General features: G+C 42.9%; 19 protein-coding genes. 6 read left to right on the plus strand and 13 right to left on the minus strand.

Features of this window, described 5'->3' with window-relative positions; genetic code table 11:
• The first annotated feature begins 2 nt into the window (after positions 1–2).
• The gene (locus BB427_RS14860; RefSeq protein ID WP_069021555.1) at positions 3–902 is read left to right on the plus strand and encodes an SMP-30/gluconolactonase/LRE family protein; all 900 of its coding nucleotides are present in this window, start codon (positions 3–5) and stop codon (positions 900–902) included.
• An 83-nt stretch (positions 903–985) separates the two neighbouring features.
• Here the strand turns inward: BB427_RS14860 and BB427_RS14865 are convergent, their stop codons facing one another.
• The 6 genes from BB427_RS14865 to BB427_RS14890 form a co-directional block, all read right to left on the minus strand.
• Positions 986–1,927, minus strand: coding sequence for a sialidase family protein (locus BB427_RS14865; protein WP_069021557.1), 942 nt, complete (start codon positions 1,925–1,927; stop codon positions 986–988).
• 282 nt (positions 1,928–2,209) lie between these two features.
• Complete coding sequence (locus BB427_RS14870; RefSeq protein WP_069021559.1) at positions 2,210–3,169, minus strand: DUF3137 domain-containing protein; 960 nt, start codon at positions 3,167–3,169, stop codon at positions 2,210–2,212.
• Positions 3,170–3,288: 119 nt separating this feature from the next.
• Positions 3,289–4,524, minus strand: a complete 1,236-nt coding sequence (locus BB427_RS14875) for an ATP-binding protein (RefSeq protein WP_069021561.1) — start codon at positions 4,522–4,524, stop codon at positions 3,289–3,291.
• A 7-nt stretch (positions 4,525–4,531) separates the two neighbouring features.
• Positions 4,532–5,221: a response regulator gene (locus BB427_RS14880; RefSeq protein WP_010375648.1), complete on the minus strand. Its 690-nt coding sequence runs from the start codon at positions 5,219–5,221 to the stop codon at positions 4,532–4,534.
• Positions 5,221–5,610, minus strand: coding sequence for a DUF3019 domain-containing protein (locus BB427_RS14885; RefSeq protein ID WP_010375649.1), 390 nt, complete (start codon positions 5,608–5,610; stop codon positions 5,221–5,223). Before BB427_RS14885 ends, BB427_RS14880 begins: the two co-directional genes overlap by 1 nt.
• A complete protein-coding gene (locus BB427_RS14890) occupies positions 5,600–6,475 on the minus strand; it encodes a MipA/OmpV family protein (RefSeq protein WP_226899030.1) in 876 nt (291 codons plus the stop codon). The genes BB427_RS14885 and BB427_RS14890 overlap by 11 nt, the downstream gene beginning before the upstream one ends.
• 210 nt (positions 6,476–6,685) lie before the next feature.
• Between BB427_RS14890 and BB427_RS14895 the strand changes: the two genes are divergently transcribed.
• Positions 6,686–8,689, plus strand: a complete 2,004-nt coding sequence (locus BB427_RS14895) for a beta-propeller domain-containing protein (RefSeq protein ID WP_069021563.1) — start codon at positions 6,686–6,688, stop codon at positions 8,687–8,689.
• Positions 8,690–8,780: 91 nt separating this feature from the next.
• On the opposite strand, the gene BB427_RS14900 is transcribed toward BB427_RS14895, so the two are convergent.
• From BB427_RS14900 to BB427_RS14915, 4 genes are read right to left on the minus strand one after another with little or no spacing between them, the layout of a single operon-like run.
• The gene (locus BB427_RS14900) at positions 8,781–10,034 is read right to left on the minus strand and encodes a sensor histidine kinase (RefSeq protein ID WP_069021565.1); all 1,254 of its coding nucleotides are present in this window, start codon (positions 10,032–10,034) and stop codon (positions 8,781–8,783) included.
• Positions 10,034–10,726, minus strand: coding sequence for a response regulator transcription factor (locus BB427_RS14905; RefSeq protein ID WP_069021567.1), 693 nt, complete (start codon positions 10,724–10,726; stop codon positions 10,034–10,036). The genes BB427_RS14900 and BB427_RS14905 overlap by 1 nt, the downstream gene beginning before the upstream one ends.
• A gap of 8 nt (positions 10,727–10,734) precedes the next feature.
• Positions 10,735–11,106: a DUF3019 domain-containing protein gene (locus BB427_RS14910; protein WP_039496252.1), complete on the minus strand. Its 372-nt coding sequence runs from the start codon at positions 11,104–11,106 to the stop codon at positions 10,735–10,737.
• A 10-nt stretch (positions 11,107–11,116) separates the two neighbouring features.
• On the minus strand, positions 11,117–11,908 hold the full coding sequence (locus BB427_RS14915) for a MipA/OmpV family protein (RefSeq protein ID WP_069021569.1): 792 nt from the start codon (positions 11,906–11,908) through the stop codon (positions 11,117–11,119).
• A 250-nt stretch (positions 11,909–12,158) separates the two neighbouring features.
• Between BB427_RS14915 and BB427_RS14920 the strand changes: the two genes are divergently transcribed.
• Positions 12,159–13,316 (plus strand): serine hydrolase domain-containing protein, encoded by a 1,158-nt coding sequence (locus BB427_RS14920; RefSeq protein WP_069021571.1) that lies wholly within the window; start codon positions 12,159–12,161, stop codon positions 13,314–13,316.
• A 46-nt stretch (positions 13,317–13,362) separates the two neighbouring features.
• On the opposite strand, the gene BB427_RS14925 is transcribed toward BB427_RS14920, so the two are convergent.
• Complete coding sequence (locus BB427_RS14925) at positions 13,363–16,398, minus strand: TonB-dependent receptor domain-containing protein (protein WP_069021573.1); 3,036 nt, start codon at positions 16,396–16,398, stop codon at positions 13,363–13,365.
• 338 nt (positions 16,399–16,736) lie between these two features.
• On the opposite strand from BB427_RS14925, the gene BB427_RS14930 reads away from it, so the two are divergent.
• From BB427_RS14930 to BB427_RS14940, 3 genes are all read left to right on the plus strand, one after another.
• The gene (locus BB427_RS14930) at positions 16,737–18,806 is read left to right on the plus strand and encodes a winged helix-turn-helix domain-containing protein (RefSeq protein WP_069021575.1); all 2,070 of its coding nucleotides are present in this window, start codon (positions 16,737–16,739) and stop codon (positions 18,804–18,806) included.
• 119 nt (positions 18,807–18,925) lie between these two features.
• Entirely contained in the window at positions 18,926–19,399 is a 474-nt protein-coding gene (locus BB427_RS14935) for a peroxiredoxin (RefSeq protein ID WP_069021577.1), read from the plus strand.
• A 235-nt stretch (positions 19,400–19,634) separates the two neighbouring features.
• Positions 19,635–20,384 (plus strand): phytanoyl-CoA dioxygenase family protein, encoded by a 750-nt coding sequence (locus tag BB427_RS14940; protein WP_069021658.1) that lies wholly within the window; start codon positions 19,635–19,637, stop codon positions 20,382–20,384.
• A 65-nt stretch (positions 20,385–20,449) separates the two neighbouring features.
• Here the strand turns inward: BB427_RS14940 and BB427_RS14945 are convergent, their stop codons facing one another.
• Together BB427_RS14945 and BB427_RS14950 are read right to left on the minus strand one after the other, a co-directional pair.
• Entirely contained in the window at positions 20,450–20,890 is a 441-nt protein-coding gene (locus BB427_RS14945) for a GNAT family N-acetyltransferase (protein WP_083229893.1), read from the minus strand.
• Between the two features lie 164 nt (positions 20,891–21,054).
• On the minus strand, positions 21,055–23,799 hold the full coding sequence (locus tag BB427_RS14950) for a methyl-accepting chemotaxis protein (protein WP_069021580.1): 2,745 nt from the start codon (positions 23,797–23,799) through the stop codon (positions 21,055–21,057).
• Positions 23,800–23,881 lie beyond the last annotated feature (82 nt).

A 23,881-nucleotide genomic window follows, 5' to 3' on the forward strand; every position in this document is an offset into this window, starting at 1 on the left:
TCATGAGAAAAGTCATATTCAGTTTATTTTTGCTACAGAGCAGTGGTTATGTAGCTGCCAACACGGTTGTAGATACACAAGATTGGATAACGGATGGTGTTTTCACGCAAGGTATTGAGGGACCCGCAGTGGACGACGCAGGCGTGTTGTATGCGGTTAACCATCAACAGCAAGGCACTATTGGTAAAGTGACAGCACAAGGCAAAGCCGAAACCCTGCTGACGTTAAAAAATGGCTCTATTGGTAACGGTATTCGCTTTGATAAACAAGGGAATATGTATATAGCCGATTACGTCAATCATAACGTGCTCAAAGTCACCAAAGCAGCACTTGCTCAAGGTGGTGATTTGTCACGATCCGTGACGGTATTTGCTCACGATAATCGCATGGATCAACCTAATGACCTTGCGACCATGGACAACGGAATTCTTTTCGCCAGCGATCCTAATTGGCAAGCCAGTAGCGGTAAACTTTGGCGTATAAATACAAACGGAGCAGTAACCCTATTAGAAGCGGATATGGGCACCACCAATGGCATTGAAGTTAGCCCTGACAATAAAACACTTTATGTGAATGAAAGCGTGCAGCGTAAAGTATGGCGCTATGAGTTAGACGAACAAGGCAATATTAGTAACAAACAATTATTTATCTCGTTTACCGATTTTGGCTTAGATGGTATGCGCACGGACAACCAAGGCAATCTTTATATCGCCCGTTATGGCGCTGGTGTGGTCGCTGTGGTTTCACCTCAGGGCAAGCTAATTAAAGAAATTAAACTGAAAGGCAAGCACCCGACCAATGTGGCTTTTGGTGGCGAGGAGGGGAAACGCTTATTTATTACCATGCAAAAACGCGGCGCTATCGAGATGGTTGAGGTAGAGTTTGCTGGGCGAGAGAAATAGTTCGGCTCAGTGTAAATTAGCCATCAGCAAGTAAAAATAGGTAACTGGCAGCTCAAAGTTGAGCTGCCATATCGAATACGCTGTTAAATCTGCTTAGTCGACTTTCCGGCAAAATAAGTTTCTTTTAGCCGGGCAATGACCTCAGTGCTTACCCAATAAATGTTTGATACATCACCGGGTTCATTATATCTGCCAAAAAACAGGTATTTACCATCGGGTGTAATTCTTGGGACGGTTTCTGAATAAGAGGTATTGACCCCTTCACCTAAATTTATAGGGCTAGACCAAGTGCCATCCTGCTCCTTAAAATAGACATATAGGTCGTTATCCTTTCTATTTTCATCACCTATATGTGGGGCATTAACTAAGAGGTAATCGTTAGCGGGAGAAATAAAGCCATGAAATCCAAAGTCAATGTCAATGGCTTTGGGAGTCGTAAACGCGCCGTTTTTATTTTCAGCGGTATACATTTTGCGTTCTGACATATTGGAGAAAACAGGTTCGCCATTTGCGCTTTGGTTGAAGTCTGAAAACTTACCCGTATTTATTGCCGAATCGAATCTTTTGGCTTCACTCCAGCCATTTTTGCTACGGGTAACGTACCAAATTCCAGACTCCTTGGGGTCATCTGAACGCGCAGTAAAGTAAATCCGGTTGTCGTTTAAGCTAACGTGGGGAACCAGTTCATAACTCATTCTTCCACGGGTGAAATCTGCGGTTTGAGGTTGAGTCCACTGTCCATTTTCTACCTTTGAATACATGATTTGTGGGCTTGAGTCTACATTTTCTTGCTCTTTAAAGGCGGTAAAATACACTTCTGTAAGGTCTGGAGAGAACGACACGCCGAATTCATAACGACCATTAATGGAGATGATATTAGGAGCAAAGAGCTGTGCGGTTGACCCTGGTAGTGTCTGACCAAGCCAAGGTCCTTTTAGCCTAGGAAAGGCTTCATTAGCATGGACATCATTGGTGAGCATGATGACTGCAAAAAGCAAAGAGGTGGCGGGCTTTATAAAATTCATCCTGTTCTCCTTAGGCACTTGATAAACCTGCTCACAGTCGCAGGGGGTTAGCGCTTTACATTATTATTTTGAACAGCGAACACTGTATCAGCTATGGCGTAAAGCCACGTGTAAACTAATGTAAAACAATAACTAAATCACTAAATAGTTCCGTTCCTTGATTGTTAAGATTGATACAGCGGTTGTTATTACCACCGCTGTATCCACGTTCAATTTTTGGTGGGTGTCGCTGTATTCATCGTCGGGTTATCGTATTTTCAACTACAAAAAACAAGCTTGCCGCTAGCGCACCAGGCTTTTTGCTAGATTTTCAATCAGTAAAAATTGTTTTGCGATATCTTCAGCCCAGCTGGGATCATATTCATTTTGCAGTTTTTTTGGGCTAAATAAATTGGCACCATAATCAAGAGTGATCAGTATATCGCTACCTTCTATAAACATTTGGGCTTTTACTTCGGGGATTTTTAACCCTTTTGGTAGGTTACCGGATGAAAAGAACGTTTTGACTTGCGACAATTTCGCCATATATTCTGGCGTGAGTACTTCGCGGCAGGTTTGTTCATCTTTAGCATAGACTTGATACTCTTTTTCAAAGTCTCCTTGTTCAAATTTAACTCGCTGTAATTCTTTTAGAGATCGACGTCGACTTATCAGCATGTTCCAAAGTCCCGCATCTTGTAATACCACGATTGGGGTATCTACAGGTTCAGGCATACTCAGTTTTATAACTGCACCATTAAACAAACGTTTACTGTCATTATTCTGATGAAGCGTGCGTATATGCACTTCGGTAAAGTAAAAATGAATGCCATTTACTTCGCCGTTAAATCCATCTTCAGCTACAGCTCGTCCTCCTTTGGTTAATATACCTGCACTAATAGCTTCTTCGCAGATAAGTAAATTACCGCCGACTGAATATTCTAAGTTAAGTGCTGAAGCAATTGGCGCCATCATATAAGCTCGAGTTAACACTCCCTTAGTGAAAGACTTAAGAGAGTGTTTTAACAAAAAGTAGATAGGAATTATTGAGATTAAGAGAAAAGGCGCAAGAAATAGTAACGGGATTGCAATACCAATTGCCCAGCACTTATAGCGTTTAAGCGGCTTCAATTTATTGTCAAGATCGCTATCAAAGCTGGATGTGGTTTTATCTAAATTGTAATAGGCCTCTTTTAACTGCATCTCAACGCCAGCTAGACGCGGATCGATATGATGGAGAGATCTCTGTTCTAATAAAGCCATAAACTTTCCTTGTAAGTCATGTTTAAATACAACTGGTATAAAATTCTACCCAAATAAAATGGTACAGGTAAAATTTTTGTTTTATGCGGTATTCACCGCTATACCTATCCCTAGACAAATTAGTTTGCCAGTGGCAAAGTCAGAGTAAACTTAGCACCGCCAAGTTCGGAGAACCCAACATGGCAACTGCCGCGATGCCAAGTGGCGATTTTGCGTACGATAGCCAGTCCTAGGCCATAACCACCGTTATCTTTGCTGCGACTTTCATCTAAGCGTGAGAAGGGAATAAAAACCGACTCCCACTGAGATTTAGGAATTCCATCACCGTCATCCTCAATATGGATATAGGCATTGCTTTTGTCACACTCAATATTAATCGCTATGGTTGAGCGACCATATTTATCAGCGTTTTGTACGATATTTTGCAAAGCCCGAGAAAGATAATGTAGGTTGCCAGAGATGATAACTGTATTACTCATTTTCTTGAACGTTATTTTTTTATCGGTAAGCTTATTGAGTTTGCTTATCTGATCGCTGACAAGTTCACAAAGGTCAATTGGCGTTATCTCAAGTTTCTCTACTTCAAATTCAAGCCGAGCGTAAGCTAGCATTTCATCAATCATCGCCTCCATTTCGACCACATCGTCCGCCATATCACTTGCTTGCTCACGGCTTTGCTCCGGTAGCATAGCTAAAGCAAACTTAAGTCGAGCAAGTGGGGTGCGCAGGTCATGAGAAACCGCATTAACGAGTAGTTTTTGGTTTTCAATTAGCCTTGCAACTTGAGACGCTAAGTCGCGGATCTGCTCGGTTAAATTTGAAATGGCAGAAAACCGGGAATGTCGGGTCGCTTTGGGCAGTTGACCTTGAGTGAGATTTTCGGTGATATATCTCAGTTGCAATAAATCAAGCCACAAGGGTCTTATCCACAGCATAAGTAAAAACGCGAGCACGGCATAAGAAAGCAACTTGATGATCCATTGTTTATTGGCGGCAGAAGCCGCCGGTGCTAATGGCCCTAATTGCAGCAGCAATGTTGAATCGGGTACTTTGAAAGTCAGCCAAGCGCGGCCTTCATCATCAAAACTCGTTAAAATACCACCTTGAACTAAAGTGCTGGCTTGTTCAGGCAGCCAAGCGACATCGTCCATGTTGAGTATTTTGAGCGTTTCTGACTCTTGGGGTAGCTGATCTGAGGAAATCGTGGATTTCAGTGTGTTGGCAACCGCTTTTGCGTGTCGCAACTCATCGGGCGCGGAGTGCACCCAATGAGACCAAATAGCTTCGCTCACTTGGTTGATGACGACAATACTGGTAAACACAGCCAAATAGAGGCTGAGTAATAGTTTTAGCACAAATACACTAGCCCCAAGCAGACTTAGAGCAGAGGTAGCCCTTACCCCACACGGTAATAAGCCTCGCGGGTTGCTCTAGATTGTCGCCAAGCTTTTTACGCAAACGGCTAATACGTACGTCAACGCTTCTATCTAATCCGTCATATTCGCGGCCAACAACATGTTTATAGATATAGTCTCGACTCAGCGTTTCGCCCGCATGGCCTGCCAATGTCTTTAGTAAATCAAATTCATAGCTTGTGAGCTCAACTTCATCTCCAGCCAAATAGACCTTACGGTCCGATTTATCTATTTGTAATTCGCCTAAGGTAATGGAATCAGACTGAACTTCATCATTTTGTGTACGTCTTAATAGCGCATTCAAACGGGCAAGTAGTACATATGGCTCAACAGGCTTGATAATGTAATCATCAGCACCGATCTCAAGCCCTTTTACATGGTCGAAGTCGCTGTCTTTGGCGGTAAGAAATAAAACCGGCCCTTTAAACTCACCGCGCGCAGCTTTGCAAATAGAAAAACCATCAAGTCCCGGTAGCATAATATCTAAAATGAGAATGTCGGGTTTTTCTGCTTCAATCGCTTTAATGGCGTTAATACCATTGTGTAATTGAACGACTTCAAAGCCGTTATGGATTAAGAACTTTGCGGTTAACTCCGCTAGTTTTACATCATCTTCGACAAGTAATACCTTGGCCATTAAAACACACTCCAATCGCTTCTGAGTTTGCGTCTATATTGTTGGTTGACGCTTGTGTGTACTTCAATATTTTGTTTTGCAACAACGTTATTTTTAGCATCTTTTAGGGTAAAGAGCATGGACTTTGAGAGTTGGATAATTTGTGTTGATTTTGCCTCCTTGGCCTGCTCCCAGCATTGTAATTTTTGTTTTTCCTGAAATAAACATAGGTTCATTTTAGAGGGCGATTGCCAAGCAATTTTTGCCGTCATTTCACAGCGTTGCCCTGCTTGTTTCACCATACATGTAATCGGTTTTATTTCTAAATTAATGCCATTGTTGGGTTTGGTTAAAGCTCTACTTGGTGCGCTGAAAATTATAATTATGATTAAGTACAACCTAAAATTCATATTTTCCCCCGACAAAAACCGTCGCGGTATAGCTATCCTCGACTATCGGGCTATCTGTCATTGTGCTATCAAGTTGCTGATATTTGGCGTTAAATTTAAAGGTCCAAGACTCACTCACGGGATAAGAGTAGGCAAAGCTAACATAGGGTTGGAAGCTTGAGCTGCCTTTATACCATAGCTCACTATTCGGTGTATCCGCTTTGTCTATGCCGTAGTAATAGTCCACCAGTTGTCGACTTTTCCATTTTAGCCCCGCTTTAATAAACACATAAGTGTTAGGTGAATTATCGAATCTAAAACGATAGCTAACTCCAACATCAGCATTGTAACCTTGATAAGTGTTGGTGATATCGGTGAGCCATGATGCGCTGATTTTTACGCTATCACTCATTATCCAGTGGGCTAAAACGCCGCCATCTATGGCCCATTTTCTCGACTCAATATCGTCTAAGGAGATAGCGGTTTGCTCTGCGGCAAATTCACCGCCAGGCAGCTCATTGCTGGCATCAAACCCCATTTTTTGCACGAATATATTACTTGGGTGAAATTTCTCGAAATAGGCCTGCTCGGTATTAAATGTGCCGATCAAGCTAAGATCAAATTTATCAGTGTAGTGAAAGGTATAGCCCAAAGTCCCATTATCAAGAAAGAGGTGTTCACCGTAATAACTAATATAGGGCACAACAACCAAGGGAATATTTTCACCGTCATGGAGTGGGTTGGAGATCACGCCGCCGCCAAGCGCAATGCCAAATCGCCATTCATCGACTGGCGTACATTCGCTGTCATTGGCGTCACATGGCACCGCCGTGGCATTTACCTGAGTGGTAATCAGCAAGGTTAAGGCCATTAATAACTTATTCAACTTGGAACTCCAGTTCTGAATTTGGGCTTTGCACTGGCTTTTTAGAGGTGTCAATCAAAGCGCATTATTACTACCAGTGTAATTTACCAGTCGCTATACAAATTACCAGAAAGGGTAACATTAAATAACAAAACAAGTAGCGAAGATAACAGAAATTTTAGTGTGAAAGTTTAGGCTTACGTTGGCACTTAACTTACAAGGAAACATATCATGAGATGCAAAATTTGGCTCAGTCTTCCGCTTGCCGCTAGCCTTTGCGCATGTGGTGGTAGTAACGACAATGATGAAGATAAATTACCAGAACTTAACGCGCTTAATAATAGCTCTGCGCCGTTGAAGTCAGCTTCATCAGCACAGTTTAGTCAGTTTATTAAAAACGGCATTTTCGTTGCCAGCGGTGGGTTGAATAATGGCGATGATTTGGAAAATCCATCAGCAACCACAGATAGTGCACCTTACTCAGGCACCAATCAACTGGTTGAAGGGGTATCAGAAAGCGACCGGATTAAATTCGATGGCCGTTACTTATTCATCGGTGGCTCGACCAGCGTTGCATATGCGGATACTGACAGCAAAACCTTCGTTAGGATCTTAGATACAGAAGCTACGGATGTCCCTACACAAGTTAATGAATTAGCGGTATCAGATTCAGAGTTTGCAAGCCAAAATCTTTACCTTAAAAACAATCAACTCATCAGCGTATTAATGGACTATGAGTATGATTTTGCTGATGATATGTCATCGCAAGAGGTGCAACCTGAGGTCAATTATCAAGGCGTGATTGAGCTTGCTTTTAGTAACGTATCCCTACCCGCACAGGCTGAGGTCGAAAAACGCTTTCAAATTGATGGTTCACTAGTTGGCAGCAGATTAATCGGTGACAAACTCTATGTTATCGCCGACCATACTATACGCTACAGTGGTTTTAATAGCGCTGACAAAGTAGCAAGCTACAATCGCTTAATGGACACTAACATTAACGATTTATTACCTCAATTTAGAAATTTAAAGCAAGGAAGTGTAGCGCCACTGGTTGCCGCAGATGGCTGTTATTTGCCTGCCGATGCTACCGCGCAAGATGGATATAATGGCTTAACAACAGTGACTGAGGTTGACATTCGCAATCCTGATGAGGTGAAAACGACTTGCGTCAGTACGCGCACCTTTGGCTTTTATATGTCTGCAACAGCTGTGTATCTTTACAATTACTCCTTTAATGGCAGTGATGGCGATGTCAACACATCAATCTGGGAGCCATCAGGCATAGTATTACATAAGTTATTGTTAACGAATGAAGGGGTGACATACCAAGCAACTGGTGAGGTGGAAGGTCAACTTGCTCGTGTCAGCGATACGATGGCTGCGACTCGATTTGATGAAAAAGATGGCGTTCTGCGCGTAGTAACGAGTCAGTATGATACAGATATCGGTAATAGTCATAAGTTGTATATGCTCAAACCACAAGGGAATGAACTTAACACCGTGGCGACGCTACCAAATAGCCAAAATCCAACCCCTATTGGCAAAATTAATCCGGATACGGGGCTTGTGGATGAAGACATTTATGCGGTTAGATATTTTAACGATACCGCCTATATCGTGACCTTTAGACAAATAGACCCTCTCTACGTTCTGGATTTATCTGACGCATCACAGCCTAAAATCTCGGGAAGTTTAGAGATCCCCGGTTTCTCTTCTTATTTGCACCCTGTTGGTGACGGTTTGCTTCTTGGGGTAGGTCAGCACCTTGGAGATCCTGATGGAAACGTGCAGCCCGGCACCAAAGTGAGCTTGTTTGATGTTGCAAATCCTGCTGAACCCAAGCTATTAAAAGATCATACGTTTACAGGGGGATTTACACCGCTGGAATATGATTATCGCGCTTTGGCCATGCTAAAAGACAATGCCTCAGTAACCCGGTTCACTTTGCCGATTGTTTACTGGAATACAGAGCAAGTGAATGAAAGTAGTTATAACTGGTATAGCCAAAACGATCTCGCCGCATTTGAAATTATCCACGGCGTGGACTCAACACTCACTTATCGCGGGAGTAGCCGTGCCGAGGTAGCAACGCCCATAGCGAGTGACAAAGCACTCGGGTATACCGAAGCAGATAGAGGGCTTATTCAGGCTGATAAACTGCTTTATATCCATGGCAACTACGTGTGGCAGAGTAATTGGCAAACGCCTGCTGACAACAGTGGACCACATTAACCTAACTCCCTTTGAATATTAGGTTGTTGTACACTGTTTCGTTGCCAAGCGGTGAACTGTAGCACTGCTTACCACAGCTTCAGAGTTAACGTTACTTTTGCTGAGTCTGTATCAGCGAAACAGTGATTTTGGCCCCGCCCAGCGCGGGGCTTTTTTGAATTACAATGGTACCGCCAAAACGAGTGACTATACGTTGCACAAAGGCCAAGCCAATACCATACCCTGATTGTGATTGAGAACCGTCGCGATAAAATGGTAGTAACACTTTGTCTCGAACCTCGTTACTTATACCTATCCCGTCGTCTTCAATAATAAGCTTAACCTTGTCATTATCGACTCGGGTTTCTAGTGATATTTTAGCGTTGGCATATTTTATCGCGTTAGATAGTAAGTTATTGATTAACATGCGTAAGTACTGACCTTCACCGATTATCCAGCAAGGTTTTGACGAAAGTTTTAGTGTTAAGTCATGATGGTGGGCGTTATTGGCTAACAGGCGAGCCATCGCATTCAAGTCAACAGGCTGAAGTTCCACGTCGTCAAGGCGGTGCTGCAATCTTGCGTAATCTAAAATAGCATCAATCACTTGCTCCATTTCATCAAGGTTTTGGTTAATCCTATTTTCGTACTGTGCCCGCAGCTCATCATCATGAGTTTCAACCAGTGTGTCTAGCCCCATTCTTACCCTTGCAAGTGGCGTACGTAATTCATGAGAAAGTCCGCTGCTTAATAGCTTCATGTCAGTCATTAACCCGGCTATTTGTCGTGCCATTTGATTAAACGCTTGCTCAATATCCTTTAAGTACCATACCGTACCGACTTGCACGCGGGCGTTGAGTTCGCCCTTACCCAGCTGATGTGCGGCATTTTTGAGCTTTAACAGCCTAGCAATAAATGGGGTTAAAAAGGCGACGACAACAACGATAACGATAGCGTAAAATAACAAGGTCATGAGCAGACCATATTTAGTCTGCAATTGCTTCTGCATTGTTAAAATATAGACATTTTCTTGGCTTATAAGTATGCAAGCACTTACTGAGGATTCGCTTTCGAGATAAATAAATCGCTGTTGAGAGAGTTTGCGGCTTAAGCTCACAGGGAGTGGATAGTCGGCTCTTGGTACAAGTTGAGCGGTTAGTGTTTGGTGCAGTGGGATCGCAATAATTTGTGATTCAGGTATGTTGTCTTTAGCCATTGCGGCAATAATTGGTGCGGTTGTGCTAAGTGGATCGTAGTGGGCTTCATTATTCTCTGAGGATGAGGCGATAAGCGTGTCAAATATCAGACCTGTGATAACGCTTGCGAGCGTTAAGATGGTAAGCAAAGCAAACACGAAGCGCCACATTACCACACGTCCTTCGCCAACTGATATCCTTTACCCCATACCGTCTTTATTTTAAATGGGTTTTGGCCATCATCACCTAGCTTCTTTCTCAGTCGCGAAACACGCAAATCTATAGAGCGGTCAAACCCATCATAATCAAATCCTCTGAGTGCTTTAGTAAGTTCATCTCGGGTAACAATTTTTCCGGCTTTACTGGCAAGTACCCAAAGCGCATCAAACTCATTGCTGGATAAGTTAACGGGCTGCCCAGCAAGAGTAACACTTCTGTCTTCTTTATTGATATAGAGAGCGCCAAACTCAAGTGTTTGTTTGGGAACGGTATCTTGAGGATGATGGCGCCTTAATAGCGCTTTTATGCGAGTTTCTAATAACCGGCCTCTTACTGGCTTTTTGAGATAGTCGTCAGCACCCATCTCTAAACCGATAATTTCATCAATTTCCTCATCCCTTGCTGTTAGCATTAATATTGGGATGCTTAGCGACTGACGAAGTTGCTTGCAGACTTCAAAGCCATCTAAACTTGGCAGCATACCGTCTAAAATCACCAAATCGGGAGGAGAGGCTAAAACGTGCTCCAGCCCGTCTTGACCATCATGATATAGCCCCACTGAAAATCCCTTGGTAGAGAGGTAATCACTCAGCCACTGGGCCAATTCTTTATCGTCTTCTATTAGGACTAACTCGGCTACCACAACTACTCCTAGAAAAGTCGCCAACGCACGGCGTTACTTTTTTGTTGTTTAAACACCCAAGCATATTGCAGCGCATAGCTTGCGAGAATATCCTTGTTATCTTCTAAGGTAATAAGCAAATCTTTCTCAACTAAAATCTCGCCTTGCCAACTCGCGGTTTTTTGCTGCTGCCAACAAACCAGCTCTTTTTCATCGGCATGGAGACAAAAGTTACCGGCCACAGAGGTTTGCCAGGTCACTGAGAGGTCGATAAAACATTGCTGACCTTGTTCGAGCGCAACACATTGCCCTGGTTTTACGGTCCATACGGGGACGTTAATTTCTTCTTTCGCTTGAGTTTGCATTGCGAGTAGGGCTAAGCCAAATAGTCGTTTTTTCATATTTAGCTCCTCAAAAAACGTAGCTAAGTGACAAGCCAATGCTTTCACCATGCTCAATTCTATCGTTAAAACTGACAATTGCTTTGGTGATAGGACTATCCATAATACCTGATGCATATTTGGTGTAGCTGACGTGGCCATCGACTATCCAATTTTCTGTTAAAGCGCGTGAAAACCCGAGCTTTACCCCAAGATTAGCCCCGCCTTTGGCATCGTAACCTTTAAATGGTGCGCCACCGTAGTAATAATCTAACATGGCCGAGTTTCGGTATTGTGCACCGACTGCGGTATAAAAGTGCCAGTTTTTGTATTGCCAGGGTTTAGAGATCCATAATGAAGCGTAGCGACCATCTGAATAATCTGAGTTAATCACTTTTGGTGCAACAATAGCTCTAATTTGTAAGCCAAATACATCCCCTGTCGCTCTTACCCCAAGATAAGACGAAGTGTTTAGCTCATAGCGAGTCCCGCCAAAACGGTAATTTATTCGCCCATGAGCGGTTGAGAGTAGGGCATCAAATTCCCAATTTTCTGTTTCATAAAACTGATAACCGAGTGCAAGTGCTGGGTCAAACTTCTCAGCGCGGCCTGGAAACTCGACAAATAGACCATTACTAAAATAGTAGGCGCCATGTACAGTGGGCGAAAGCGAGGTCTCGGCATTATTGTAAATATCGCTGTTGTAATTTATCCCGTAACCAATGGCCAAATAGCCGTGACCTTCTTTTTTTGCGTCAGTGCTTTTGGCCTGCGCTGCATTTGCGGCCATAAGCACGGCTGCAATCAATAAATGTGTTTTCATAGCAATTTCTATTAGTTATTAATTTGCTAGTTACTGTAGTGAGTGTAAGCGAGTATAGCTGTATCGACTTTCTGCAAGTTGTATCGAATTGTATCCAGCTTGTTCTGGCCTTCCATAATTAATGGTCTGACATTATGCATGAAAATAAAGGAAGTCGTTACTGTTTGATACATTTAGAAAAAGTCAGAGACAGCATGGCATACATACCTTAGTTATTGTTTTATCACTTAAACGAAACGAGGTATTTCTCATGAGAACACTAAAACTGGTCACATTATTGTGTGGTGGTCTGTCGTTATTTGGTTGTAATGATGGCCCATCGACGTCTAACCCTAAACCGAGCCCTGTCTCTCCTCCCGTAGCCGAAGTTGATTTTCAAGCGATGCTCGAACAAAGTGTTGCAGTCGGTATTCCAGGTATTGTGCTCTATATTGACTCGCCTACGCTTCAATTTTATGGTGCTGCAGGGTTAGCAGATAAAGAAAACACGATACCCATGACCACGGACGCTAGGATCCCAAATGGCAGTGCGGGGAAAAAAGTAACAGCGCTCTTAATGGCGATGTTGCATGAACAACAGTTATTAGATCTAGATGCACCGATAAGTGATTATTTGTCTGACGAACTTTTACAACAGATAGAAAACAGTGACGAAATGTATGTTCGGCAGTTACTCAATCATACGGCTGGATTATATGATTATCTCAATGATGCTAACGGTGAATTTTTTGCTGCAGTATTACAACAGCCAGACTTAATAAAAACGGATAGCTTTGCACTGCAGTTTGCCCTCAATCAAGAAGCCAATTTCAAACCCGGAGCTGCGTGGAAATATTCTAATACCGGGTATTTATTGGCGGGCCTAATTATGGATAAAGTTTTGGGGGAGCATCACTCAAAGGCGATGCGTGAGTATATCTTTGAACCATTTGGCTTAAGTAGTATGAGTTATGGAGGAATCGAAAAGGCGTTTGGTGAAATTGCATCAGGGTACTTTGTTGATGATGAGGGCAATGAAATTAATACGCAACCTTACTATGCCAATATTGGTGTGGCTGATGCACCGATTGTATCGACGGCTAAGGACCTTGGTGACTTATTTAAAATCATGATAACGAGCCCAGATATTCCCGCTAAGGTGCGTGAGCAATTGCTAGGCGAATCTGTATGGGTGGATACTGATGTCATCGGACAGCAATACAGCATGGGTATCTTTAGCGAGCACGTCGGAAATAAACCGGTTTATCATCATAACGGTGCTGAGATTGGGTACGCGACGTTAAATTGGTATCTGCCGTCAGAAAACATGGTTATGAGCGCAATTATTAATTGCCAAGGCTACAATCAATGCAATACAGAGATTGATAAAATCTCAGATAAGTTACGCGATACACTTTTTGGTTTGTAAAGATAAGGGGCTACTCAGTGGTAGCCCCTCAAGTCAATGCAGAAGTCTAAAACTGGTATTTTGCTCCAATAAACGCAAAACGTCCTACACCTGAGCCATAGGCACTATCAAAGTTACCTGAGCCGCCAACGATAAACGGACCTTTTTCATCAAATAGGTTATTCACACCACCATAAACAGAGAGAGTGCGGTTATCGCCTAGCTCCATGCTGTAGTTTACCGTTAAACTATGAGTTGTAACTGATGGCAGCGCACCTTGCCAGAGCGGCTCTGGATCTGCGATACAGCTTGTCTCACCAGCTGTACAGCGTTCGTTATTTTTGGCGATTGCAGCTTGCCAGTCTTCATATCTCGAACGGCTGGCTTCCACTGCACCTTTATATTTTGTGCTCCAGCGTACACGCCAATCATTCTTATACCAAGTCAGTGAAATAGCGCCTTTGTCTTCAAAGATATCGGTGTTGAGGTAGCCTTCATAAAGGTCTTCGTATTGTCCATCAGGACCCGTACTGGTGATTGAGTATTCGATCACGTGTGTCCAATCGGCTTTCACCTTAAAGCTACCGTAATCGCTAGCGTCATACACATATTCTAGTGCGATATCGTAACCTTTAGTGCGGATCTCATCCGTGTTGATGACACGTTGATTGACTTCATAAATCTGCCCTTCTTCATCGCGTTTAATATCACGACAAAACTCGTTATTGTCGCCGAATTCCATAGACGAAGCGTAACAGAACTTAATGATGTCTTCGTTAGCAAGTGAGCTTACCGCATCATCAATTTGAATATCGTAGTAATCTAGCGCAATTCTAAAATCCGGCGCAAAGGAAGGCGCTAAAGATAAACCAATGGTGATGGTATCTGCGGTTTCCTCAAACAGCTCGCTATTTCCTGAGTTGGGTGAGTAGCCGTTATTTTCGTCTTCAAAAGTACCTTCAGCGGCGATAGCGGCTTGTATTCCCGCCTCTTTACGGCAATTGTCGTGGCCTGCACCTGTTGACGTCGCGGTCACACCATCACAGATATCATCAAAGCTATTATAGTCGCCACGAGGTGGTGACATAAGTTCGGTGATTGTCGGTGCTCTCATGGCTCGAGCCCAGTTTGCACGAATGGAATAACCTTCGATTGGCTCATAAATAAAGCCAGCCTTGTAACTTTGGATTAATCCCGTATTTGCCCAGCTGTAATCTGCGATACGAGCAGAGACCTCGGCGCTAAGCGATTTTGCCATTGGTGCGTCTTTTAATAGCGGTAACGATAATTCACCGAAGATTTCACGAACACTTACATCTCCTTCAAATGTGGGCACATAGTTAAACGTTACGCCACCATTTGGCACGTTGGTCGATACGCTCTGTGTATCTTTTCTGTATTCAAAACCAAAAGCTGAAGCAACGGCGCCTGCTGGGAGTTCAAATAAATCACCAGTAACAAATCCAGATACCGTTACCTGATCAATATCCGTTGTAATGGAAGGATTGGCGCGAATATAGTCTGCCGCCTCAGGCGTGATTGAGCCTTCACCGAATAAATTAATTGGTACACAGCCTTGGTTACGTGCTTGCTCATCTTTACACTGAATCGTACCATCAGCAAGGCGCTCAGCATTTAGCGCTTGTTTAACTCGAGCAACGTAAATTTCGTTACTGCGGGTTTGTTCTTGCTTAAATTTGCCGTAGCCAACAGAAACATCCCACTCCCAGTCATCCCAAATATAACCGCGTAGACCACCCCATGTTCTGATTGTTGTTCTTTCATTACTATTCACTATGTTACCGACCTCTGTGAATAGTCGATCCCAGGTCACGCCTTTTGAGCTTGCCTTATCTCGAATTGCTTCTGGCATATATGGATTATCATAAGGAATACGGCCCATACAGTCTGAGCCAAATTGATTACTGTTTGGGTCATAGGTCACAATTGCGTCGCACTCGTCTTCGCTTTCAGGCGACTTTACATTGCGAGAGGTGTTGCGGCTGTACTGCAATTGAAAGTAAGCTTCTGTACCTGAGTCAAACTCATACTCTGTTTTTACTGCCGCTGAGAGGTCTTTGTCAGGCACCTTTAACATTGTAAATTGGTTGAAATCGATACCGTGAAGTTCTTCTTGCCAATCGTCACGTAAGGTGGTGCCGTCGTACCAAAAGCCGGAGTTAGGTTTGGCACTGCTTGATTCATCAAATACACCACCGGGAATTGAGTCGCTTAAACTTGTCCACTGTGATTTATCAATATCTCTCATGCAGTGATAGGCACTTTTTGTATCTGGGTCGTAGTTGGCAGTGAGCATCACGTTGCACATACGGTCGGTATCGTAGTCCCAGCTATCTTGCTGCTGAGCACGCTTTCTATCCCAGTAGCTTAGTCCCTTTTCTTCGTCGTAAGTAGCACTGACAAATAAGTAGCCTTTACCATTATCGTAAGTCGTACCGTAATCAGCATTTACCGTATATTCACGAGCGCCGCCTTCGGTACTTTCACCACCTCGAGCACTAAATGTAGCCCCTTCTTGATCTTGCTGAGTAATAATATTCACAACACCTGCAACTGCATCAGAGCCATAAGCTGCCGATGCACCACCGGTAATGATTTCAACTCGCTCAACCATACCTTTAGGGATGGTTGATAGGCTCACATAGTTGCCTGAATAGCTGTTTGATACCACTCTTCGGCCATCAATTAACGTTAATGTCCGACTAACACCTAGCTCACGTAAGTCGATAGTTGAAAGCCCTGTATTTTGCACGCTGCTTTGCGAGTTACCATTTCCTGTACCTTCACTTACTTGAGGCATTTCTTCAAAAAGAATATCTGAAAGCGAACCGAAGCCTGCATCATTGAGAGACTCAGCTCCCATAGTGGCGATAGGAGTAGGTACCGAAAAGCTATCACGCTTGATGCGAGAACCGGTGATGACGATTTTTTCTAGTGCTTTATCTTCACCTTGCGTTTTAACTACCGAACTACTTTGTTCAACTTGTTGGCGGTCGATTTGTTGCTCTTCTGCAGTTGCTGTATTGCTACATGCGAGCGCAATAGACAGGGCGAGTAATTTAATATTATTGTTAGGTGACACGGGAGTCCCTCTTTTAATTTCTGATTGTTGTTTATTTATTAGATAGTTAGGGCTTGTTGAAAGAAGTACATACCTCATTGTTTTGATTAAGCAAAAAAGCACTGCACCTCATTTTAGCCATTGTGACCGTCACTATGATTCATGCAACGAATTGGACATCTATTCTTTGACGTTTTTAACTCTATTTAATATCTATTATAAAATAAGCATATAATTCAATTTGTTAAGTCTTATTTCTTGAGGTGTTGCATTGTTGCCATGATGTTTGTCGCGTTACTTTTGTCTTTTGGTCGCTAATTTAGGTATGATTTACAACGTATTTACTCATGGTTATAAAAATGCAGCACAGTGCGACTTATCAGTTATTAGATGTCAATATTGATCCGGTTGGGCATATTTTGTCCAGTGCCGGGCAGGAGTGTTGTGTCCAACCTAAATTTATCGAAGTGTTGACAGTATTGGCGCTTGCTTACCCAAGCGTGGTTACTCGAGAAGAAATCATTGAGCAGGTTTGGGGGGGGAACCTATTTGTTGGAGAGAAAGCGCTAACTAATGCAATTTGGCATCTTCGCAAAACTTTTAAAACCCTACTTGCAAGTAACGAGGAAGAAAGCAGCACCGCTGATTTTGAGGTGATCGAAACCATAAGAAAGTCTGGATATAGACTAAAAGCACAGCCAACCTTCGTCGATATCCAGGCTACTCCCAGTAAGCCTGGCGAGCAAAATTTGCCTTTTAAGCTCAAAGTGGCAGGGGGAGTCGCTACATTATTCATTCTACTGAGTGTTTTTATATATTTCTTTGTTGAACAGTCAAGTCATCAACTCGAAGGCGTGACGGATTATCCTGGACGTGAGCTTTTTCCTAGTGTCTCCCCGAATGAGCAGCATCTAGCGTTTGCTTGGCGAAAGTTTGGCAGTCATGCAGGACTATATTTAAAAAATCTAAAACGTCCGGATGAACCTCTTGAAGTATTAGTCGATGGCCCTGGAAATGTCTCGGTATCTGTGTGGGGGCGAGACAATCGCACGCTCTTTTATATAGAGAAGCGCTCAGAAGCATGTACGATTAAGTCACTGGATATAGTGACCAAAACACAATCAGATATAGCTAGCTGTATTGCAGATACGACCACTACCTTAAGCTATTCAGCTGAAAAAAACCTCCTTGGATTTATCGCAAAGCAAGGCCCTACGGATTCTCCAAAAGTAACCTTGCTAAATTTAAACGATAAAACAGCGACAGAGTTAGGCTGTGAGCTAGATTGTGACGGGAGTGGGCTTGAAAGTATTGCGCTTTCTCCCGATGCCAAGCAAATCGCGATTAGTCGCAACTTGCCGAACGGACTTGAAAATCTTTATTTGAAAAATCTGGATACCGGGAAGGAAGTTAAAATATTAAGCGGACATGATGACCTGCGAGGCGTGAGTTGGCATCCCAATGATGATTATTTGGTTGTATCAATGATTGAACATGGCGCACGTCGCGCGTATAAACTTTCACTTGAAGGTAAAGTATTGGGGACATTGCCGTTTGATGGGTTAAGTTACCCAAGCTTTAGTCAATCAGGGCGTTTATATTTTCATGACTGGAACATTAATACTTCTATTATGAAACTTGACCTAAACGCGCAGGTCACCAGTTCACCCTTTCCATTACTACAATCACAAACTAGCTTCCGTTATCCCAGTTATTCACCTGTGTCGGAGCGTTTACTCTTTGTGTCTAACCAATCAGGGTTTGATGAAGTTTGGGTGTCTAATTTGGAAGGTGACCAGCGAATACAACTGACAGAGCTTGGGTTACAAGCAATGCACCCAGCATGGTCACCTGATGGCACTAAAGTGATTTTTACCACAAAGTCACATCAAGGAAGCCAACTTCAACTTTTGGATATGGCCACTAAACAAGTAACGCAACTAAAAACTGGGCTAAAGTATCACGGTAAACCCAGTTGGTCTCAAGACGGTAGCTCAATTTATATTTCTGATGACAATAATGTATTTCGCATTTTTCTTGATTCAAAAACCGCTCCAGTGAAGTTAACTACTGGCACCACCGCACTTGAACATGAAGGGATGTTGTACGTATATAAAAGCGAGACACAAGAAATGTGGCGTATCGATTTGGCAACTGGGGTCGATACGCTGTTATTTGAAAATGCACACTTGGCTTCGAGTGCAAGCTGGTCAGTGTCCGATGCGGGACTTTACTATTTGTATGTTCGTCGTGGAGACTTCCGCATTAGTTATTTTGACTTTGCCAGTAAAGCGCATAAAGATATTATCCGAGTTCCAGAACGTAGCTTTAGCCGAAGTCGCGGGCTTGTATATATAGCAGAAAAACAGTGGCTGCTATTTACCGGTTACGAAATCCCACAAGTAGATATAAAACGAATCGAAATGTAGTCATGAGTCACAATTTCTCGACTATCATAACCACAGGTTTGGATAAGAAATTAGCTATCCCAAGCTCAGGTTATATAACAAACTCAAGGCAATTAGCCCTTAGATGAAGGATTTAAACAATGATTGAAGCTGGACAAAAATTACCACAAGCCGAGTTAAGCGAACTTACTTCAGACGGCATGGTTAATCACGAAGTGACAGCGTTGTTCGCTGGTAAGAAAGTAGTGCTTTTTGCGGTTCCTGGTGCCTTCACACCGACTTGCTCTGCGTCTCATTTACCCGGTTTTGTCGTGAATGCAGATAAATTTGCTCAAAAAGGTGTTGATATCATCGCATGTGTATCGGTAAACGATGCTTTTGTAATGAAAGCTTGGGGTGATGCACAAAATGCAGAAGCAATTATGATGCTTGGAGACGGCGATGCGTGCTTTACCAAAGCGCTAGGGCTTGAAATGGATACCGGTTCATTTGGCGGTGTACGTTCGCAGCGTTACGCTATGATTATTGAAGACGGCGTCGTGACAACACTCAATGTAGAACAACCTAAGCAATTTGAAGTCAGTAAAGCAGAAGTTATTTTAGATGCTCTATGACTGTAAAAGTCAATGACCTGAAGTTCAGGTAAATAATACCAGTTCGCTTTGAATGGCCTAAAGGTGCGCTTGTCTGAGCGAATTGGTATGAAAAAGAACGACTATTTTTAAGCCACTGATAAGAGGTGATAAATATGCACTCTGATTGGGCTAAATGCCTCTTAGCTTTTATAAAGCCGCACGGGGGCTAATTTATTTACTGGAATTTTCCGACAATGTCAGAGGTCAATATGTGATGGTAAAATCAGCCCATGATTTTGACGAATGTGGCTACGTTATAAAACACAATTTTATACCGTCCGGCGAACTTAACAAAATAAAGCAAGTCGTTTTAGCGTTTCATCATGCGTGGCGGGCTGACAATAATGACTTTTATCAAAACAGAGCCGTAAATTCTGCCTATCTTACTGCACCAAAGTACCTAGGCGAACAGCAAAGGCTTGTCCTTTTTCAATTCATTGCTTCTACTCCTCTGGTGTCTCTAGCCGCATCCATATTGTCGGGTGAGTTTAGGTTTATGAATACTCAGCTATTTTTTAACCCAGTGAACACCACTCAACTCAATTACTGGCACCGAGATCCGCAATACCATTTAACCATCGAAGAGCAAAAACAAGCGTTGTTGTCGGGGCCCGAAGTGGTTCACTTTCGGTTAGCACTGGAAGATGAGCCCGGAATAGAATTGATACCAGGTACCCACAAGCGTTGGGACACTGTTCAAGAGTTAAATGTGAGGTTAGAGCAATCAGGGCATCATAATCATGAAAGTCTGTCAGAAGGTAAAACTATTCCACTGAAAGCGGGTGACCTTCTCGCTTTCTCAGCCAATATGATACATCGCGGTATTTATGGCAAAAATAGGTTGGCACTTGATATATTATTTTGTGAGAGTAACCCCAAACTCACTCAGTATATTAATCAAGAGTGTTTACCCGAGGGAGAAATGCTGACGTTACTTGACGTACCACATGTTTTTCACCGTTAAGTAGTTTATTTCGAGGTAAGTAAAGCTCAACACGATTAGCTCTTGTTGAGCTTAAAATATATGAATTAATTAGATTCTATAAGTCGCATTCGCAGGATTGGAAAAGGTTTTCCCATATCGTCAGTTGGTGAGCGTTCATATACCTTAAAACCTTTTGCTTCATAAAAGCCGACGGCTTCTGGGTTTTGCTCATTGACATCAACAAACTGCACATTTTGTGTTTCAAGCGCAAAGTGAAGCAGCTCAGTACCGACACCATGTCCTCTGCTTTTCGCCAGTACAAACAACATCTCGATCTTTAGGTCATGTACACCAATAAAACCGACAATATTCGCGTCGCTATTTTTTACACAGTGCAGTGTAACGTTTGGAAACGCCTGTTCAATAATAATAGGTTTAAAATAAGCGATATCCGCCTCAGTGATAAAATCATGAGTGGCTCGCACAGAGTCTTCCCAAACAGCCAGTAGTTCTTGGTGATCGCTTGGTGTAACTGGACTTATCATCATTTTTCCTTTTGTCTAATAAAACAGTCCAAATGGGTAAAGCGATAAACAAAAGGAAGATTGGCCAGCCGGACGAGCTTAACATACCCGATGCATTAAGGGTACAACGGGTATATTCAGATAAACTACTTGTATGTGGTTGTATAGATAGTGCGCGCCCTTAACTATTCATCTAGTTGAAAAAATGCAACTTGATCGGTAAGTAGTTTGGCTTGATTTTCCATATTTCTACCTGAACGAGATGTTGTTTCAACCAGAGTAACGTTCTGCTGAGTAATATTATCCATTTGCGCGATGGTGGTGGAAACCGCAGCTATCCCTTCAGCTTGCTCTTTCCCCGCGTTATCTATATCGGCCACCATTTTGCTCACCTCGGCAATTGATTGCATTAGCTCATCGAAAGTCGTGCCAGACTCGTATACAAGTTTGCTGCCTTGCGCCACAGCATCAACGCTATTTTTGATCAGTGCTTTGATTTCACGTGCCGCTGATGCACTACGTTGAGCAAGGTTTCTCACCTCTCCGGCAACCACGGCAAATCCGCGTCCAGCCTCACCAGCCCGGGCTGCTTCAACGGAAGCATTGAGTGCTAAGAGGTTGGTTTGGAAAGCGATTTCGTCAATGACACTGATAATGTCAGAGATTTTCGTGCTGTAAGATTCGATTTTACCCACTGCGGTAATGGCATCGTCAATCGATGCTTTACCTGAGTGTGCTTTTTCTCTAACAATAGTCGCTTTCTCTGCGGCATTGCTTGCGCTACTCGCATTCTTTTTAACCGTAGCGGTAAGCTCTTCCATAGTGGCGGCGGTTTCTTCTAAGCTCGCCGCTTGATTTTCAATGCGGCTATTGAGTTCTTCGTTGTTATTCGCGATTTGTTTAGCTACATCAAACACTTGCTCTGCACCGTTGTTTATGGTGTTAACTAAGTCGCTTAATTTATCGAATAAGCCGTTCATCGCTTGTTGCAGCACCGAGAACTCGCCACCTAAGTGGTGGGTGATCCTATGTCTTAAATCACCTTGTTCCATTGCTAAGATAGCATTTTTAATATGTTCAACCGCTTGTTTTTGTTCTGTGATATCTGTTGCATATTTAACGACTTTAAAGGGACGGCCTTGTTGATCGAGGATAGGGTTATAAGACGCTTGGATCCATACCTCTCGACCTTGTTTTGCCAATCTTAAGTATTGCCCTGAGTCGAACTCACCTCGGTTGAGCTTTTGCCAAAATTGCTGGTATTCAGAACTAGTGGCTTGTTCGTGTGTAGCAAAAATACGGTGATGTTTACCTTTGATTTCGTCAAGTGAGTACCCCATCGTATCTAGGAATGACTCATTGGCCCATAAAATAGTACCATCCATTGCAAACTCAATGACGGCTTGTGATTTACGAATGGCTTGAAGCTGACCATCAAAATCAGCAGCAGTGGCTTTTTGCTCGGTAATGTCCGTTGCGAACTTAACAACTTTTATCGGCTTGCCTTGCTCGTCTAAAATGGGGTTGTAGGTGGCACTAATCCAGATTGCTTTGCCACCTTTGCCTAAACGGTGAAACTCTCCGGATTCAAATTGGCCCTGTTTTAAACGCTGCCAGAATGCTTTGTATTCACTGCTTTGCGCGTAAAAGCTGTCGACGAACATGCTGTGATGCTTGCCAATGATTTCTTCTTTCTTGTAGCCCATGACAGACAGGAAGTTTTCATTTGCTTTTAAAATATTACCTTGCAAATCAAACTCGATAACGGCTTGCGAGCGATTGATGGCTTTGAGTTGTCCAGCAAAGTCGAAAGACGCCAGTTTTGCTTGGGTAATATCCGAGGCATATTTGACGATTTTGCCCAACTGGCCATTTTCGTCATAGATGGGAGTATAGGTTGCTTGGATCCACAGAGTGTTTCCTGATTTGGTTAGGCGTTTAAACTCACCTGATTGATGCTTTCCTTGTCGTAAAGCGTGCCAAAAGTCTTGATATTCGCTGCTCTCAGCGTCTTCTCGTGCCACAAAGAGTCGATGATGTTGACCTTGTATTTCACTTAATGTGTAACCAACCGCATTTAAAAATAGCCTGTTTGCAGTCTTTATATTGCCGTAAGGGTCAAACTCAATAACGGCTTGAGTTTGTTTGATGGCATTAACTTGACCTTGAAAGTCCGCAGCATTTGATTTTTGAGCGGTGATATCTGAGGCATATTTTACGACTTTGATAGGCCTATTCTGTTCATCAAAAATTGGATTATAAGTGGCTTGGATCCATATCGTTTTACCTGATTTTGTTTGCCTTGCGAATTCACCTTCAAAAAATTCGCCATTGTTTAGGCGTTGCCAAAATGCTTGATACTCCTCACTGGCTGCGTAGTCATTCTTAACAAACAGACTGTGATGCTTGCCTTGTATTTCCTCTAGGCTGTAACCCATAACAGACAAAAAGTTGTCATTCGCGCTTAGCACTTTACCGTGCATGTCGAACTCGATAATCGCAAAGGACGCTGATAAAGCTTGTAAATTTGCACTCATGTTGGCAATGGTTGTGAGGTAATCGCTAATGTCAGTCGCAATAACTAAAATTCTGCCTTCTTGAGTACGTGATAGCTCTAGTAACAACTTCTTCGGTTTGTGGTCATTCGCAGTATTGAGAGAGAGCGCTATCTTTACATGTGCTTGGTGCTCAAGTTGAGCGAGCCCACGCTTAAGTGCAGCGGCATCGGTTGAGGTGTGACATATAAAAGCGAGAGATTTCAGCTCGTAGGTAACTGGGTATCCGAGTAAGCGGGTAAAGGCTGGACTAACCTGAAAAATATCTGTTTGATAATCCACTTCTAAGTAAGGCGTAGTTGCCTTAAAGTGTTGAAATAGCGCTGTATCTTGTCCATCTTGCTTTTTTGCTTTTCCCAAGCCAAACGTGATCATATATAAGCCACCCGTAGCGGTAAATTTTAACAATATTAACTATAGTAAAGTTGCTTAGGTCCGCCACAAAATCGCCGCAAAA

The sequence above is a fragment of the Pseudoalteromonas sp. BMB genome (assembly GCF_001709235.1).
GTDB lineage: Bacteria > Pseudomonadota > Gammaproteobacteria > Enterobacterales > Alteromonadaceae > Pseudoalteromonas > Pseudoalteromonas maricaloris.

Coding starts and splice junctions, on each gene's coding strand:
- BB427_RS14885 (WP_010375649.1), bottom strand. CDS start 5,610: ATGAATTTTAGGTTGTACTTAATCATAATTATAATTTTCAGCGCACCA.
- BB427_RS14860 (WP_069021555.1), top strand. CDS start 3: ATGAGAAAAGTCATATTCAGTTTATTTTTGCTACAGAGCAGTGGTTAT.
- BB427_RS14915 (WP_069021569.1), bottom strand. CDS start 11,908: ATGAAAACACATTTATTGATTGCAGCCGTGCTTATGGCCGCAAATGCA.
- BB427_RS14930 (WP_069021575.1), top strand. CDS start 16,737: ATGCAGCACAGTGCGACTTATCAGTTATTAGATGTCAATATTGATCCG.
- BB427_RS14940 (WP_069021658.1), top strand. CDS start 19,635: ATGGTAAAATCAGCCCATGATTTTGACGAATGTGGCTACGTTATAAAA.
- BB427_RS14910 (WP_039496252.1), bottom strand. CDS start 11,106: ATGAAAAAACGACTATTTGGCTTAGCCCTACTCGCAATGCAAACTCAA.
- BB427_RS14945 (WP_083229893.1), bottom strand. CDS start 20,890: ATGATAAGTCCAGTTACACCAAGCGATCACCAAGAACTACTGGCTGTT.
- BB427_RS14880 (WP_010375648.1), bottom strand. CDS start 5,221: ATGGCCAAGGTATTACTTGTCGAAGATGATGTAAAACTAGCGGAGTTA.
- BB427_RS14900 (WP_069021565.1), bottom strand. CDS start 10,034: ATGTGGCGCTTCGTGTTTGCTTTGCTTACCATCTTAACGCTCGCAAGC.
- BB427_RS14895 (WP_069021563.1), top strand. CDS start 6,686: ATGAGATGCAAAATTTGGCTCAGTCTTCCGCTTGCCGCTAGCCTTTGC.
- BB427_RS14870 (WP_069021559.1), bottom strand. CDS start 3,169: ATGGCTTTATTAGAACAGAGATCTCTCCATCATATCGATCCGCGTCTA.
- BB427_RS14865 (WP_069021557.1), bottom strand. CDS start 1,927: ATGAATTTTATAAAGCCCGCCACCTCTTTGCTTTTTGCAGTCATCATG.
- BB427_RS14920 (WP_069021571.1), top strand. CDS start 12,159: ATGAGAACACTAAAACTGGTCACATTATTGTGTGGTGGTCTGTCGTTA.
- BB427_RS14935 (WP_069021577.1), top strand. CDS start 18,926: ATGATTGAAGCTGGACAAAAATTACCACAAGCCGAGTTAAGCGAACTT.
- BB427_RS14950 (WP_069021580.1), bottom strand. CDS start 23,799: ATGATCACGTTTGGCTTGGGAAAAGCAAAAAAGCAAGATGGACAAGAT.